Raw genomic sequence first — 13,512 nt, 5'->3', positions numbered from 1 at the left:
CCAGACTGTTACCGTGAGCAACAACCCCCGGACTGCCCTGGCCGTCGCCGGCCTCAGCCTGGGCACGGCACTGAACCCGCTGAACTCCTCCATGATCGCCGTGGCACTGGTGGTGCTCCGCGCAGACTTCGGGCTCGACGTCGCTGCCGTCACATGGGTGGTGACGTCCTTCTACCTGGCCTCTGCCGCCGGCCAGCCCGTCATGGGCCGGCTCGCCGACCGGTTCGGCCCGCGGCGGATGTTCCTGCTGGGCATGGGGCTGGTGGCCATCACCTGCGCCCTGGCTCCGCTGGCCCCCAACTTCGCCCTGCTCTGCGTCGCACGGGCCGTCATGGCCCTCGGCACGGCCACCGCCTATCCCAGCGCGGTGGTGATGGTCGGTGTGCTCGCGCACCAGGCGAAGGTGGATACGGCACGTCCGCTGGGCCGGCTGCAAATGGCCAACACGTCCGCCGCCGCGGTGGGTCCCGTGGTGGGTGGCCTGCTGGTGGGCTTCGTGGGCTGGGAGTCTCTGTTCCTGGTCAATGTCCCGCTGGCCCTGGCAGCGCTGCTGATTGTGCGGAAGGCCGCCCCGCCGGACAAGGCCCGGGAGCGCGGCAGCGTGGCGGAGCTGGTGCGGGACTCGGACCTGCCGGGCATCGCCGGATTCATCGGCGCGCTGCTGCTGGTCATGATGGCCGCGCTGAACGTAGCACCGGACTACCGCTGGCTGATGCTTGCAGTTGGAACCGTCATCGCGGCGCTGTTCGCCTGGCGCGAGCTGCGCTTCGCCAAGCCGTTCCTGGACCTGCGGCTGCTGGGCCGGAACAGGCCGCTGATGCTGGTGTACCTGGCCTTCGCCGTTTTCAGCAGCGTCTACTACTTCGTCTTCTTCGGCCTCCCACAACTCCTGCAGGAAGCCGGCGGCTACGATCCCGGCGTAGTGGGCCTGCTGATGCTGCCGCTGGCCGGCATGTCTGTGGTAGCCACCCCATGGGCAGTCTCTGCAATGGGAACGTTCGGGGTCCGGCGGGTGCTGCTTGCCGGCGTCGTCCTCTTGACGGTGGCGGCGGCCCTCATGTGGTTGCTGACCGGCACGCTTGCCATCCCCGTCGTGGTGGTCCTCACTGCCCTCATGGGCATCCCGTACGGGACTGTGGGTATCGCCTCCAATCAGGGCATGTTTGTGTCCACCCGGCCGCAGGACCGGGGCGTCGCTGCCGGGATCTACCAAACCTGCCGCTACGTCGGGGCGATCACCGCCACCGTGATGATCGGCGTTTTCGCGTCCGGCGGCGTGCACCAGGACAGCTGGATGCGGATGGTCCTGGCCATGCTGGTTCTCTGTGCCGTGACATTGGGGATCTCCGTATTCTGGCGGCAGCAAAAGGCGTAGCCCTACCTCTGGAAGGGCCCGGGGGAGCGTGCCATGCTGGCCCCATGGGAAACATGATGACTCTGGGCAACGCCCAAACCGCCGTTCAGGCGTACATCAGTGAACCGGCCGGGGTTCCCAAAGGCGGCCTAGTGGTGGTCCACGAAGTGTGGGGGCTGGTGGGCCATACCAAGGATGTGGCTGACCGCTTCGCGGCGGAAGGCTACGTCGCAGTGGCCCCTGACCTGCTGTCCGGAGCCGGGGGAACGGCCGACCTGACAGGGGAGCTGCAGGAGGCGGCGTTCGATCCGGAACAACGCAGCAACGCCCAGCCGCGGTTGCGCAAGCACATGGCGCCGATGCGCTCCCCGGAGTATGCCAAACACGCAGTCGCCGCCCTCCGCGTGTGCTTTGACCACCTGGAAGGCGTGCCGGGATTGGCAGGGCGGGTGGCCGCGACGGGCTTCTGCCTGGGCGGGACCTACACCTTCTCCCTCGCCGTTGCCGAGCCGCGGCTGCGCGCCGCCGTGCCGTTCTACGGGCACGCCGAGTTCAAGGACGCAGAGCTGCGCGCCATCAACTGCCCCGTCCTGGCTTTTTACGGCGAGCAGGACGGCGCCCTCATGGAGGAGCTTCCCGGCCTGAAGTCACGCATGCGCGCCGCCGGGGTGGACTTCGAAGCCGTTGTCTACCCGGGCACCGGCCATGCCTTCTTCAACGACACCAACAGGTATACCTACAACGCCCCGGCGGCCGCCGACGCCTGGGCGCGGACGCTCACCTTTCTAGAGCAGAGCCTTGGTGCCCCGGCGTGACCGGCTGCCGCTGACTACGGGCAGTAGTGCGCCTCGCGGTCGTACTGGACGGAGTTCCCCACCTGGTGGGAATCCTCCCTTTCCCAGCACTGCCGGGTGCCGTCCGGGCCTGTCAGCGTGGTTTGCTCACGGTAATGCTGACCCATCTCGAAGACCTGCCCGTCGCGGACCAGAAAATGGGAGTGCGTCTGGGTGCTGATGGTCGTGGACGTGCTCCCATCATTGGAGCTCAGGGCGTCCGTGTAGTTGCTCGAGGACGAGGAAGACTCGATGCCGCTGGGGGTTGAGACGTGGTGGCTGACCACAATGCCCGTACGGCAGGTCTGGACCTCGCCGGTGGCCGTACATTCGTTGAACTTGGTGACCTCTGCGCCGCTGCTGCTTGCGGCCTGTGCTGGTGCCGCGAGGGCCGCGGCAGCAAACGCCAGGGTAGCGCCAATGAGGGTGGTGCGTTTCGTGAACATTGTGGTGTGTCCTGTCTGCCGGGGTTTGGGAGCACCGTGCCCATGTGCCCCGTGGATAGGAAGCGGACGCGGGCTCCAGCCCCTTCTGGCCGTTCAGGCCAGCCGCTCCTTAACTGTGACCGGTACCGGGCCCTGCCCGTAGGGCCTTTAGTCCCCGGGGAAGGCGCCTACCGCCGTCGTGCCTTCCAGCCCTGGCCGGTCAGTCAGCGTGGCCTGTCGCCGGTGTGACCCGGATGCGGGCGATCCGGAGCCTGTCCATGCTCAGGACCGTCAGCACGTATCCCGGGATCTGCACACGGTCGCCTGCGCGGGGCAGGCGGCCCAGCCGGTCCATCATGAACCCGGCGACGGTCTCGTAGTGGCCCTCCGGGAGGACCATCCCCGTGGCGGCCTTGAACTCCTGCAGGATCAGGCCGCCGTCCACGTCGATGAAGCCGTTGGCCACGTTGATCCGGTCCTCGTGCTCGGCGCCGGTGTCGTACTCGTCATAGATCTCGCCCACCAGTTCCTCCACCAGGTCTTCGAGCGTCACTACCCCGTCAGTACCGCCGTACTCGTCCACCACCAGGGCGATGTGCTGGTTGGTCTTGCGCATCCGGGACAGCGACGGCAGTACCCGGTTGGTCCCGGGCAGTGGAAGGATCTCCCGGGCAAGGGTCCGCACCGGGGACTGTTCCTGGACCTCGTCGCCGGGCATCAGGTCCCGGATGTGCACGAAGCCCAGGACATCGTCCGGGCTCCTCCCGATCACCGGGAACCGCGAATACGGGCCGTCCCTGACCATCCTGCGGGCATCCGCAACGCTCATGGCGCCGTCGATGAAGGTCACCTCCGTACGGGGGCGCATTACCTCCTGCAGTGTCCGGTCCCCGGCGCCGAACACATCGGCCACGATGTTCCGGCTGCTCTCTTCGAGCAGTTCGCTGTCCGCCACCATGTCCCAGAGCTCCTCGGAACTGATGCCCTCCCGCTTGGCCCGGGGGTCGCCGCCAAGGAGCCTGACCACGGCATCGGTGGACACGGACAGGAGCCAGATGACCGGCCGCATGACGCGGGCGAGTCCGACCAGCGGCGGGGCGAGTACTTTGGTGAACGCGACGGGACGTTGCAGCGCCAGCCGCTTGGGGGCAAGCTCACCGAGGACCAGGGACAGGTAGGCCACCAGCAGGGTCATGCCGATGAAGGACACCGGCCCCGCCGCCCCGCCCAGCCCCAGCGCTTCGAGGAGGGGGACGACGGCGGGGGCGATCGCGGAGGCGCCATAGGCCGCCGAGAAGAACCCGGACAGGGTCACCCCGATCTGGACGGTGGAGAGGAACCGGTTGGGGTTGCGTGCCAGGGCGGCGGTCCGGGCGCCGGTGTCACCGGACTTCTCGATCCCGCGCACCTGGCTTTCGCGCAGGGACACCAGGGCCATCTCCGCCGCCGCGAACACCCCGCCCAGCAGTACGAAACCGAGTACCAACCCAACATTGACCAGGGCGCCGCTGTCCATGACATGACCTTACCGATCCGTGGACCGCTTGGCGCGGCCCCTACGTGTACATCAGGGAGCCCGGCGTGGTGAGCTTTTCGCCGGTTTCCAGCCACGTCTTCAGGCCCGAGAGGATCATCGGCCAGCCGCCGTAAAGCTGCTCGTTGGCGCCCTCGCGCAGGTCGCTGTGGGTGACGGTGAGGTGGCAGGAATCACCTACGGGCTCGATCTCCCAGGTGACCTTGGACGTGCCCTCGGCCTTGACGTCCTCGCCCCACAGGGCGCGCATGGTCTGGACCAGGCGGCGCGGCGGGTCTACTTCCAGGTTTTCGCCTTCGCCCAGGATCTGGCCTGCCTTGGGGTTGCCCATTTCGAAGCGGCCGCCAGGCGTCCAGTCGGACTGCAGCGTATTGCCGAACTGGTACTTGCTGCGGATGTCGCTGTCCGTGATGGCTTCCCAGAGCTTCTCCGGTGTGGTCTTGATGTAGATCTCAAAGATTTTTTCCATGGGACTTTCCAATCTGGATTTGAGGTCGCTGAGGGCAGCGGCCCATGGTTCTGCGTATTTGCTGACCCAGCGGTCGTGGACCAGGCGGATGGGGACCGGGTTCAGGAAGTGCAGCTTTTCCCGCCCGCGACGGCGCGTCACCACCAGGCCTGCGTCCTCCAGGATGCGGAGGTGCTTGGCGATCCCGAACCGGCTCATGCTGAACCGTGCCTCAAGCGCACTCAGGGTCTGGCCGTCCTCGCGGAACAGCTCGTCGAGCAGGTCCCTGCGGGTGGGGTCGGAGAGTGCTTTGAACACGTCGTCCATGCCCTCAATAATAGGTGACCATATGGTCACCTATCAAGGGTTCTTCGGCCCGGGATCAGTTCCGGGAGGCCAGGTTGCGGTCCCGTTCCTCGAACACCTCGTCGCCGGGACCGGTGAAGGCCCGCGACCGTTCCACGGCCTCGATGGAGCCGGTGAACAGCTGCGATTCGTGGGGGTCAGCCGGGGCATGCGCACCCGCCGCCCCTGACGCACCCAGCCCGCGCAGGGGTGCCTTGCGCCGGGTGGCCGTGCCGCCGTCGTCCGCTGCCTGCTCCCAGCGCTGGTGCGGCAGCGCCTGAGGATGGTTCTGCTGGAGGAACGTGACCATGGTTTCGCGGACCAGGCAGCGCAGGTCGAAGAGCGCGGCACTGTCCGCGGCGCTGACCAGGATGCGGACGCGGACAAAGCCTCCGGTGGCATCGGTGATCTGCAGGACGCCCACGCGCTCATCCCACAGTTCGGTGCCGGCCAGCACCCGGCGCAGTTCGGTGCGCATGTCCTCCACGGGGGCGCGCCAGTCGAGGTCGAACTCCACGGTGCCCATGACCTCGGACTGGCGGCGGGTCCAGTTCTCGAACGGGGTGGTGGTGAAGTAGGTGGAGGGCAGGATCAGCCGGCGGTCGTCCCAGAGATGGACCACCACGTAGGTGAGGGTGATCTCCTCGATCCGGCCCCACTCCTTCTGGACCACCACCACATCGTCCACGCGGATGGCGTCGGTGAACGCGAGCTGCATACCGGCGAAGACATTCACCAGGGACGTCTGCGCGGCGAGGCCAGCCACGATCGAGATCACGCCCGCGGACGCCAGCAGCCCGGCCCCCAGCGCCTGGATCGCGGGGAACGTCAGCATGGCAGTGCCGACGGCGAGCACCACCACCAGCGCCACGGCGATCCGCCGGGCCAGGATCATCTGGGTGCGCAGCCGGCGGGCACGCCGGTTGTCCGCCACGTCCACGCTGTGCCGGTTCAGCACCACGGCCTCCACGATCAGCAGGACCGCGATGGCAAGCCACGCGAACGCGCCGATCATCGCGATCAGCAGGAGATGGTCGACGCCGGCGTGCCAGCTTTCGCGTGCAGCCGTCAGGCCCAGCGCGGCGCGGACGCCCACCAGGCACAGTGCCAGCCGCAACGGCTGGCGGGCCACCCGGGAAGTGGCGTGCAGTTCAGGACGCTTCCGGTTGAGCTTGAGGACGATCTTGCGGAGCAGCCAGGACAGGGTGAGTCCGGCCACCACCGCCAGGGCCATGGCGATGAAGGGCAGGGCGGGATTCAGGAAGTCAGGCATCCTTTAACCTCTATCAAGCCTTTGCCGGGCTCCGAAATCGGGTACCCCCGGCGCGTGTCCGTTGTAAGGCTGCGGCGGCCGCTGTGGACCGTGCCCCGGGAGAAGCTACGGCCCGAACGGCAGCAGGAGCAGGGCCACCAGGGCAGGGACCGTTGCCGCGAGGGTCCCCGGCACGCTGTCCCACTTCCGGGGATAGTGCCCCTGGAGGTCTGCGAGCAGCATGGTGGGTGCAGTGAGGACCATGTTGGCGCAGCAGTAGACCACCAGCGTGTAGCCCACCACCAGCTGGCCGGAGTTGGCCGCGACCACGCCGGCGATCACCCCCAGCGCCACCAGCAGGTTCCGGTACCCGGTGGGGATGGCCCACATCATCACGGCGGGCACGTTTTCCGGGGGCGTGCTCAGGAATTTCTGCGCCCACCTGTTGCGGCGGAGGAGGAAGCTCTCGACCGGAAAGACGAAGATATAGATGGCCGCGGCCATGACCGCGAAGATCTGCGACACGGTGTTCATGCTCGAAGGGTAGGCCCGGCCTCACCGGCACTCCATCCCCTCCCAAGGGGATTTCCAGCCTGCTCCGGCTGGAAGAAACCGGCCCCAGGGGCCGTGGACGCGGGTAGCCTTGGGCGCATGCAGAAGATATCGATCGACGCGCTGGCCCGGCAGCAGCTCGAGGCGGCGGTCACCTCCACCAACGGCCGCGCTGCGGACACGGTGTACGGCGGCCACGAAAAAGTCCTCCGGCAGACCGTCATGGCCATGAAGGCCGGAACCCAGTTGAGTGAACACCAGAACCCCGGTGACGCCACGGTCTTCCTGATCCAGGGCTGCGTCAGCCTCAAGGCCGGTGGCGAGTCATGGCAGGGCAAAGCCGGCGATCTGCTGATCGTCCCCCCCGGCCTGCACAGCCTGCACGCGGAGGAGGACTCCGCGTTCCTGTTCACCGTGGCCAAATACCGGGACTGAACACCGCCGGCTACGAAGCACTCGACGGGCGGCAGGACGACGGCAACTGCCGGACTTCCCCCAGCGGAAGTCCGGCAGCCGCCGTCGGGCTGTAGCGCAGGAGGGGCCAGCGCAGGGCCCTGATCCGCGGAACTATGCCTGCGGGGCGTAGGCCTTGGGCAGCTTCAGGCCGCGCTCATCCATGAGGGTGCGCAGGCGGGTGGGGTAGTCGGTGATGATGCCGTCCACGCCCTGGTCCATCAGCCGTTCCATGTCTGCGGGCTTGTTGACGGTCCAGGGGATGACGGCGAGGCCCAGCTGGTGTGCCTCGGCGATCATCTGCGGGGTGACAGAGCTGAATGTGGGGGAGATGACGTTGTACCCCTGGGCGGCGGCAGCCTTGGCGAGGGAGCCGTCGTAGTTGTCGATGTCGATGCCGCCCAGCTCAGGCGCGGCACCCGGCTTGCCCACCTGCATCCACGCGTCCCCGCTCGAAAGCGCAACGAGCGTGAGTTCCGGCGCCAGTTTCCTGGTGAGGTTCAGCGAGGACCAGTCGAAGGACTGGATGGTGGTGCGTTCCGCGGCGCCGGACGCCTGCACTTCTGCCACCACGGCCTTGGTCAGCGCCACCATGCCGTCGCCGCCGGCCTTGCCGTCCTCCACCTTGGTCTCCACATTGAAGCGGACCTTTTTGGCGTTGTACTGCTCCGCCAGCTGGTAGACGTCCTTGAGCTCGGCGATTCGGTTCCCCTCGATCACGTCCTGCTCCGGGAAGCCGGGCAGCTGCATGAAGCCGCAGTTCAGGGTCTTGACCTGGGCCAGGGACAGCTCCGCCACCCTGCGGCCGACGTACGGGAACTCAGGGTCACCGGCGGTGGCCGGGGCGGTGTCGATGCACTTGTTGGCCTGGATGGTGTCGTCATGCCAGACGATGATCTTCCCGTCCTCGGTGAGGTGGGTGTCCAGTTCCAGGGTGCTGACTCCGAGCTTCAGGGAGTTGCCGAACGCCGCCAGCGACTCCTCGGTCCGCTCACCGCGGCCGCCGCGGTGCGCCTGGAGGTCGAAGGAGCCGTTGCGCTCGTTCGTTGTGATGGCTGAGGTGGCGGTACCGGCAGCGTTCGACGACGGCGTGCCGGCGTCAGCGGTTCCGGCGGCAAAGGCGGCGCCGGGGGAGGCGACGGCGGCGGCGAGCAGGGCGGCGGTTGCCGCAGCGGTCAGGACTGTGCGCATGGGAATGGTTCCTCCTGGTGACGGGTTTCGGCAGTGCCGGGTGACCCGCCTACGCTAGGCCAGCCAGGTTGCGGCCGGGGTTCACACAGTTGGAGGGGAGATTAACGCCAGGTTCTGCCCTGCCCCCGCATCGATTGCTCCGTACCGGTCCTTTTGGCGGCTCAAAACGGCACTTACGGAGCAACCGATGCAGGGATCAGGCGGGGTCCTTGACCTTGTCAGTGACCGGCCGGGGTTCCAGCCAGATGCGTTCGCGCGGGCCCGGCGGGTAGGCGTACCGCTTGCCGGCGAGCGTGATCACGAATGCGGCGACCACCGGGATTGCCGCCGCGGCGGGAACCAGCAGCGGGCCGCCAACCACCAGGGCCGCCGAGCCGTAGAGCGCGCCGATGGTGATGCCCAGCTGGATGGTCAGGACCGTGAGCCCGTTGGCGGCCTCGCTGTACTCCCCGCCAGCCCGGAGGATCGCGGACTGGTTGTAGATGCCGATGGCGCCCAGGCCCGCCCCCCAGATGGTCATCAGCACCAGGGCCACGGGCAGGTTTCCCACGGCGAGCGGCAGCAGGAACATGGATGCGGCGATGGCCGCCGTCGTCATCAGCAGCGAACGGCGGGGACGCGAATCCACGGTGAGCCCCGCAATCCAAATGCCCAGCAGGCCGGAGCCGCCCAGCACCGTGAGGGAGAGGCTCGTGGCGTAGTCCGGGAGGTTCGCCTCGCGGATAAAGGGTGCAATGTAGGTGAACAGGGCGAAGTGCGCCAGGACCAGCAGCGGCCAGGCGACCGCCACCGACTTCACGCCTGGCTGGCCGATCGCCTTGCGCAGGGACGGACGGGCGGCGTCGGAAATGCGCTGGACGCGGGGGAGCAGCCAAAACGCGAGGACCGTCAGGACCACGCCGAACCCGGCGAGCACCAGGAACGCGGCACGCCAGCCCAGGAATCCGCCCAGGGCCGTGCCCACCGGTGCACCGATGGCCAGGCCCAGGCTGTTGCCGCTGAACACGATGGCCAGCGCCTTGCCCACTTTGTCGGCCGGAACCACGCGGGAAACGAACGGCGCCATGGTGGTCCAGAGCAGTCCGTGCGCCAGCCCGCCTACCAGCCGGGCGATCATCGCTGACGTGAAGTCCGGTGCCAGTCCCACCAGTGCATTGCTGAGCGCGAAGGTCAGGACCAGCCCCACCAGCAGGGCATGCCGCGGGATCTTCCCCAGCAGCCGTGCCGCCGGGACCACCGTGACAACGATGACTGCGGCGTAGGCAGCGGCAAGATAACCGGCCACCGGCTCGGAGACGCCAAGGCCGGTGCTGATCTGCGGCAGCAGCCCGGACGGGAGGAGTTCGGTGGTAATGGCGGTGAACGCAATGGTGGCCAGGACCACCATTGCGGCGTAGGGAAAACGGGCAGGGGACGGCGCGGAAATCGCGGAAGACATGGGGGAGCGTCCATTCAAAGGGTGGGGTTGGAACGCGGCTATGCTCGCCTGCAATTCCTCCCTTAAATTTACAGGATCAAATGGCGTGTCATAGCTGTGACACGTCGCCGCGCGGCCGCCCTGCCCCGCCCCGTTTCGTTGCCCGCCGGTTCCCGCTGCCGGCGGGCAACGCTGCCCTCTTCTTAAGCCCGGGTTCCGCTGATGCGCGCGTCAAGCAGCCCGGCGGCAACCGCCGGAGCCAGCCCGGGTGCCAGTGGAAGGCGGGGAACCACCAGGCAGTGCCACAGGTGGTAGATGTCAGCCTTGCCCGACCACACGGTGGAGGTGACGTTTCCGTTCTCGTCGAGTTCCTGCTTCCAGGATCCATGCTCGTAGTCGATGAACCAGTCGCGGGCGTGGTCCCAGATCCGCTCGTACCAGTCCGCGTACTTCTTCTCGCCGGTGGCGATGTACAGGGCCGCTGCGCCTCCGATTGCCTCGGCTGGTACCCACCGGATGCGGGTGGTGACCACCGGCTTGCCTTCCCAGTCCACGGTGTACACGAAACCAGGATGGCCATCCGGTTCCCAGGCGTCGCGGATGGCTGCATCGAACAGGCCGCGGGCGTCTTCGAGGAGCCAGTCCGGGACGTTCATGCCCCTGGCCTCAAGGCCGGCCCGGATGTGCAGGAGCAGGCGCGCCCACTCCACCCAGTGGCCCGGCGTTCCCCCGTAGGCACGGAACTGGCTGGCACGGTCGTCCGTGTTGTACTCCGGCATCGGCTTCCACTCGGGGTCGAAGTGCTCAAACACCCGGTAGTTGTTGTTGCGCGCGAAGTCGTGGATGAGCACCTCGGCGATGTGCAGGGCCCGTTCCAGCCAGCGGTTCTCGCCGGTCACATCGGCCACGATGAGGTATGCCTCCACCGAGTGCATGCTTGCGTTCCCGCCGCGGTAGGCCTCGGTCTCGGTGAAGTCCCGGTTCCACGAGTCGAAGCACATGTTGGCCTTGTGGTCCCAGAACTTCGTGTCGGCTACCCGCAGTGCCTCGTCGAGCAGTTCACGGGCACCCGGGCGCCCTGCGGCGACCGCGCTCGCAGCGGCCAGGAGCACGAAGGAGTGCTGGTAGCCGGACTTGGTGTCGTTGACCGGGCCATTCTCATCGACCTCGGCGTACCAGCCGCCGAACTCATCGTCGTGGAGGGCCCCGTTCAGGGCTGCGATGCCGTGGTCCACCAGTGTGGCAGCGCCCGGCCGGCCCATCAGGGCGGCAACGGCAAAACTGTGGGTCATCCGTGCAGTAATCCACAGATGGGTGGGCTTGTCGGCGAACACCTTGCCGTAGTTGTCCAGCCAGCCGAATCCGGTTGGGACCTTGGAGGCCTCGGCGAAGTGGATCAGCCGGTCGGTTTCCGCCTCGAGCCATCGGGCGTGGGCGGGGCTGTCGAGCCACGTCATGTCATGTCCTCTTTCTGGTGTTGGTGCAAGTGAAAAGGTCGGGTCAGCCCACGGCGTCGGATACGCCGCGGATGATGGTGGCGGCCGCTCCCAGGTAGGCCAGGATGATCAGGAGGATCTGCGCGGCGCGGGCCGGGACGTGTTTGGCGGCGAGGTCGCCGAGTACCAGCCCTGCCAGGCAGGCAACGGCGACGGCGAGCCACATGGCCAGCGGCAGCACGGGGAAGGTCGCGGGAGCCGTGATGGCCTTCGAGATCAGCGAGAACGTACCGATGGTGAAGAAGTACGGCTGCATGGTGGCCGCAAAGGATTTGTGCTGCCACCGGGTGGCTATCGAGTACATGCTGACGGCAGGGCCACCCACCCCGGCTGCTGTGTTCATGAAGCCGCTGAGGCCGCCGGCGGTCAACAGGTAGCGGCGGCGCTCCGGCAGGGTGGCGGATTTCAGGACCAGCAGGACGGTCAGGCCGACGGCGAGGATCACTCCGATCGAGATCTCCAGCACAGGTGCCGGAATGAGCCGGATCAGGAAGGCTGCTGGAATGATGCCCAGCAGCGCCGAAGCCGCCAGCGCGGCGTAGCGCTTCCAGTCGATGTCCTTTACCACCCGGAAGATGATGGCCCCCGCCGTCACGGCCCCGCACACGTTCACCAGCACCACTCCCTCCACCGGCCCCAGGAGCAGGACCAGGAAGGGGGCGGCCACCAGCGCGAAGCCCATGCCGGTGACGCGCTGCATCCCGGCACCCATGACGACGGCGCCCAGCACCAGGCCGGTGGTCAGCATTTACGGCCTCCAGGCCACGTACTGGACCTCCTCGAACTCCTCCAGGCCCAGGCTTGATCCTTCCCGGCCCAGGCCGGACTGTTTGGCACCGCCCATGGGCGCGAAGGCCACGGACGGGAGGGGATCGTTCACGCCCACGATGCCGGCTTCGAGCTGCTCGGGGATGTCCCAGCCCCGCCTGGGGCTGCCGCTCCAGACGTAGGCGGCCAGGCCCATCTCGGTGGCGTTGGCCTTCCGGATCGCTTCTTCCTCCGAGGAGAAGGTGACGACGCCGGCCGCCGGGCCAAAGACTTCCTCGGTCACCAGGAGCGCGTCGTCGGGGACGTCGGCCAGCAGCGTGGGTGCCATGAAGGCACCTTCGCCGGGTACGGAAGTCCGCTCGGTGACCCGCCGGGCGCCGCGTTCGATCGCGTCGTCCACCAGTGCCTGCACCGCGGACACCCTTTCGGCGTCGATGACGGGACCGAGATCCGGGACCGGGCCGCCGTCGTCGGGAACTCCATGGCCGATGCTCATGGCATCAAAGCGGGCGCCCAGCTTTCGTGCGAATTCCTCCGCAATGCTGTCCTGGACCAGGAACCGGTTGGCGGCCACGCAGGACTGGCCGGTGTTGCGGAGCCGGCCGAGGACGGCACCGTCCACGGCGGCGTCCAGGTCGGCGTCCTCGAAGACGATGAAGGGTGCGTTGCCGCCGAGTTCCAGCAGCGGCCGGACCACGCGCTCCGAGGCGGATGCCATGATCTGCCGTCCCACCCCGGTGGAGCCGGTGAAGCTGACGGCCCGGACTGCGGGGTGTGACATCAGGGCGGCGGTGATTTCGCGGGAGGGGCCGTGGACCAGGTTCACCACACCGGCGGGGAACCCGGCGTCGTGCAGGACCTCGAACAGGCCGGTGGCGGCCAGCGGGGCCTTCTCTGACACCCTGCCCACCACTGTGCAGCCGGCGGCAAGCATTGCGGCAAGCTTCCGGGCCTGGATGGACACCGGAAAGTTCCAGGGCGTCAGGCTGAGGGCCACGCCGAGGGGTTTGCGGGTGCTGAGGTGGCGGCGGCCCTGCAGTTCGGGCGGGCTGACGGTGCCGGTGGCGCGGCGGGCCTCCTCGGCGAACCAGCGGAAGTACTCCACGGAGAAGTCCACTTCCCCCTGAGCTTCGGGGAGCCGTTTGCCGGCCTCGAGTGCCAGGGTGTGTGCGAGCTCGTCGCGGCGTTCTGCCAGGAGATCGGCAGCGTTGCGCAGCAGGTCGGCGCGGTGGCGTGCGGTGGTGTGCGACCAGGACCTGAAGGCCTCGGCCGCGGCGTCGCCGGCTGTCGTGGCTTCCTGGGCGGTGCCCCAGGCCACCTCACCTACCGTGCTGCCGTTGCCGGGGTCCGTCACGTCCCTGGCGGTTCCGCCGGTGTGCCAGCTGCCGTCGATCAGGTGCCGGGCTGACTTGAGGTTCATGAATGGTGCCTTTCGTTGGCTGGG

Annotated in this window: 13 protein-coding genes; 3 read left to right on the top strand and 10 right to left on the bottom strand. The window is 67.8% G+C overall.

Annotation, left to right across the window (positions count from 1 at the left end; all coding sequences use genetic code 11):
* Nucleotides 1–13 precede the first annotated feature (13 nt).
* Both ACWRN3_RS13455 and ACWRN3_RS13450 read left to right on the top strand, forming a co-directional pair.
* Nucleotides 14–1,375: an MFS transporter gene (locus ACWRN3_RS13455; RefSeq protein ID WP_476740929.1), complete on the top strand. Its 1,362-nt coding sequence runs from the start codon at nucleotides 14–16 to the stop codon at nucleotides 1,373–1,375.
* Nucleotides 1,376–1,419: 44 nt separating this feature from the next.
* On the top strand, nucleotides 1,420–2,169 hold the full coding sequence (locus tag ACWRN3_RS13450) for a dienelactone hydrolase family protein (protein ID WP_476740928.1): 750 nt from the start codon (nucleotides 1,420–1,422) through the stop codon (nucleotides 2,167–2,169).
* Between the two features lie 14 nt (nucleotides 2,170–2,183).
* On the opposite strand, the gene ACWRN3_RS13445 is transcribed toward ACWRN3_RS13450, so the two are convergent.
* From ACWRN3_RS13445 to ACWRN3_RS13425, 5 genes are all read right to left on the bottom strand, one after another.
* Nucleotides 2,184–2,633: a hypothetical protein gene (locus ACWRN3_RS13445; RefSeq protein ID WP_476740927.1), complete on the bottom strand. Its 450-nt coding sequence runs from the start codon at nucleotides 2,631–2,633 to the stop codon at nucleotides 2,184–2,186.
* A 199-nt stretch (nucleotides 2,634–2,832) separates the two neighbouring features.
* Nucleotides 2,833–4,128: a hemolysin family protein gene (locus ACWRN3_RS13440; RefSeq protein WP_476740926.1), complete on the bottom strand. Its 1,296-nt coding sequence runs from the start codon at nucleotides 4,126–4,128 to the stop codon at nucleotides 2,833–2,835.
* 40 nt (nucleotides 4,129–4,168) lie between these two features.
* A complete protein-coding gene (locus tag ACWRN3_RS13435; protein WP_255174606.1) occupies nucleotides 4,169–4,921 on the bottom strand; it encodes an ArsR/SmtB family transcription factor in 753 nt (250 codons plus the stop codon).
* A gap of 55 nt (nucleotides 4,922–4,976) precedes the next feature.
* On the bottom strand, nucleotides 4,977–6,212 hold the full coding sequence (locus ACWRN3_RS13430) for a mechanosensitive ion channel family protein (RefSeq protein ID WP_476740925.1): 1,236 nt from the start codon (nucleotides 6,210–6,212) through the stop codon (nucleotides 4,977–4,979).
* 105 nt (nucleotides 6,213–6,317) lie between these two features.
* On the bottom strand, nucleotides 6,318–6,725 hold the full coding sequence (locus ACWRN3_RS13425) for a DUF1304 family protein (RefSeq protein ID WP_476740924.1): 408 nt from the start codon (nucleotides 6,723–6,725) through the stop codon (nucleotides 6,318–6,320).
* A gap of 117 nt (nucleotides 6,726–6,842) precedes the next feature.
* On the opposite strand from ACWRN3_RS13425, the gene ACWRN3_RS13420 reads away from it, so the two are divergent.
* Nucleotides 6,843–7,178, top strand: coding sequence for a cupin domain-containing protein (locus ACWRN3_RS13420; protein WP_476740923.1), 336 nt, complete (start codon nucleotides 6,843–6,845; stop codon nucleotides 7,176–7,178).
* Nucleotides 7,179–7,310: 132 nt separating this feature from the next.
* Here the strand turns inward: ACWRN3_RS13420 and ACWRN3_RS13415 are convergent, their stop codons facing one another.
* The 5 genes from ACWRN3_RS13415 to ACWRN3_RS13395 all read right to left on the bottom strand — a co-directional run bounded on the left by ACWRN3_RS13415 (nucleotide 7,311) and on the right by ACWRN3_RS13395 (nucleotide 13,488).
* Nucleotides 7,311–8,387 (bottom strand): glycerophosphodiester phosphodiesterase family protein, encoded by a 1,077-nt coding sequence (locus ACWRN3_RS13415; RefSeq protein ID WP_476740922.1) that lies wholly within the window; start codon nucleotides 8,385–8,387, stop codon nucleotides 7,311–7,313.
* A 196-nt stretch (nucleotides 8,388–8,583) separates the two neighbouring features.
* On the bottom strand, nucleotides 8,584–9,825 hold the full coding sequence (locus ACWRN3_RS13410) for an MFS transporter (protein WP_476740921.1): 1,242 nt from the start codon (nucleotides 9,823–9,825) through the stop codon (nucleotides 8,584–8,586).
* A gap of 182 nt (nucleotides 9,826–10,007) precedes the next feature.
* Nucleotides 10,008–11,261 (bottom strand): AGE family epimerase/isomerase, encoded by a 1,254-nt coding sequence (locus tag ACWRN3_RS13405; RefSeq protein ID WP_324644329.1) that lies wholly within the window; start codon nucleotides 11,259–11,261, stop codon nucleotides 10,008–10,010.
* Between the two features lie 43 nt (nucleotides 11,262–11,304).
* Nucleotides 11,305–12,048: a sulfite exporter TauE/SafE family protein gene (locus ACWRN3_RS13400; protein WP_255174613.1), complete on the bottom strand. Its 744-nt coding sequence runs from the start codon at nucleotides 12,046–12,048 to the stop codon at nucleotides 11,305–11,307.
* A complete protein-coding gene (locus tag ACWRN3_RS13395; protein WP_476740920.1) occupies nucleotides 12,049–13,488 on the bottom strand; it encodes an NAD-dependent succinate-semialdehyde dehydrogenase in 1,440 nt (479 codons plus the stop codon).
* Between the last annotated feature and the right edge of the window lie 24 nt (nucleotides 13,489–13,512).

The sequence above is a fragment of the Pseudarthrobacter sp. rb genome, from assembly GCF_056389225.1.
This window is presented reverse-complemented; position numbering and strand designations above follow the sequence as displayed.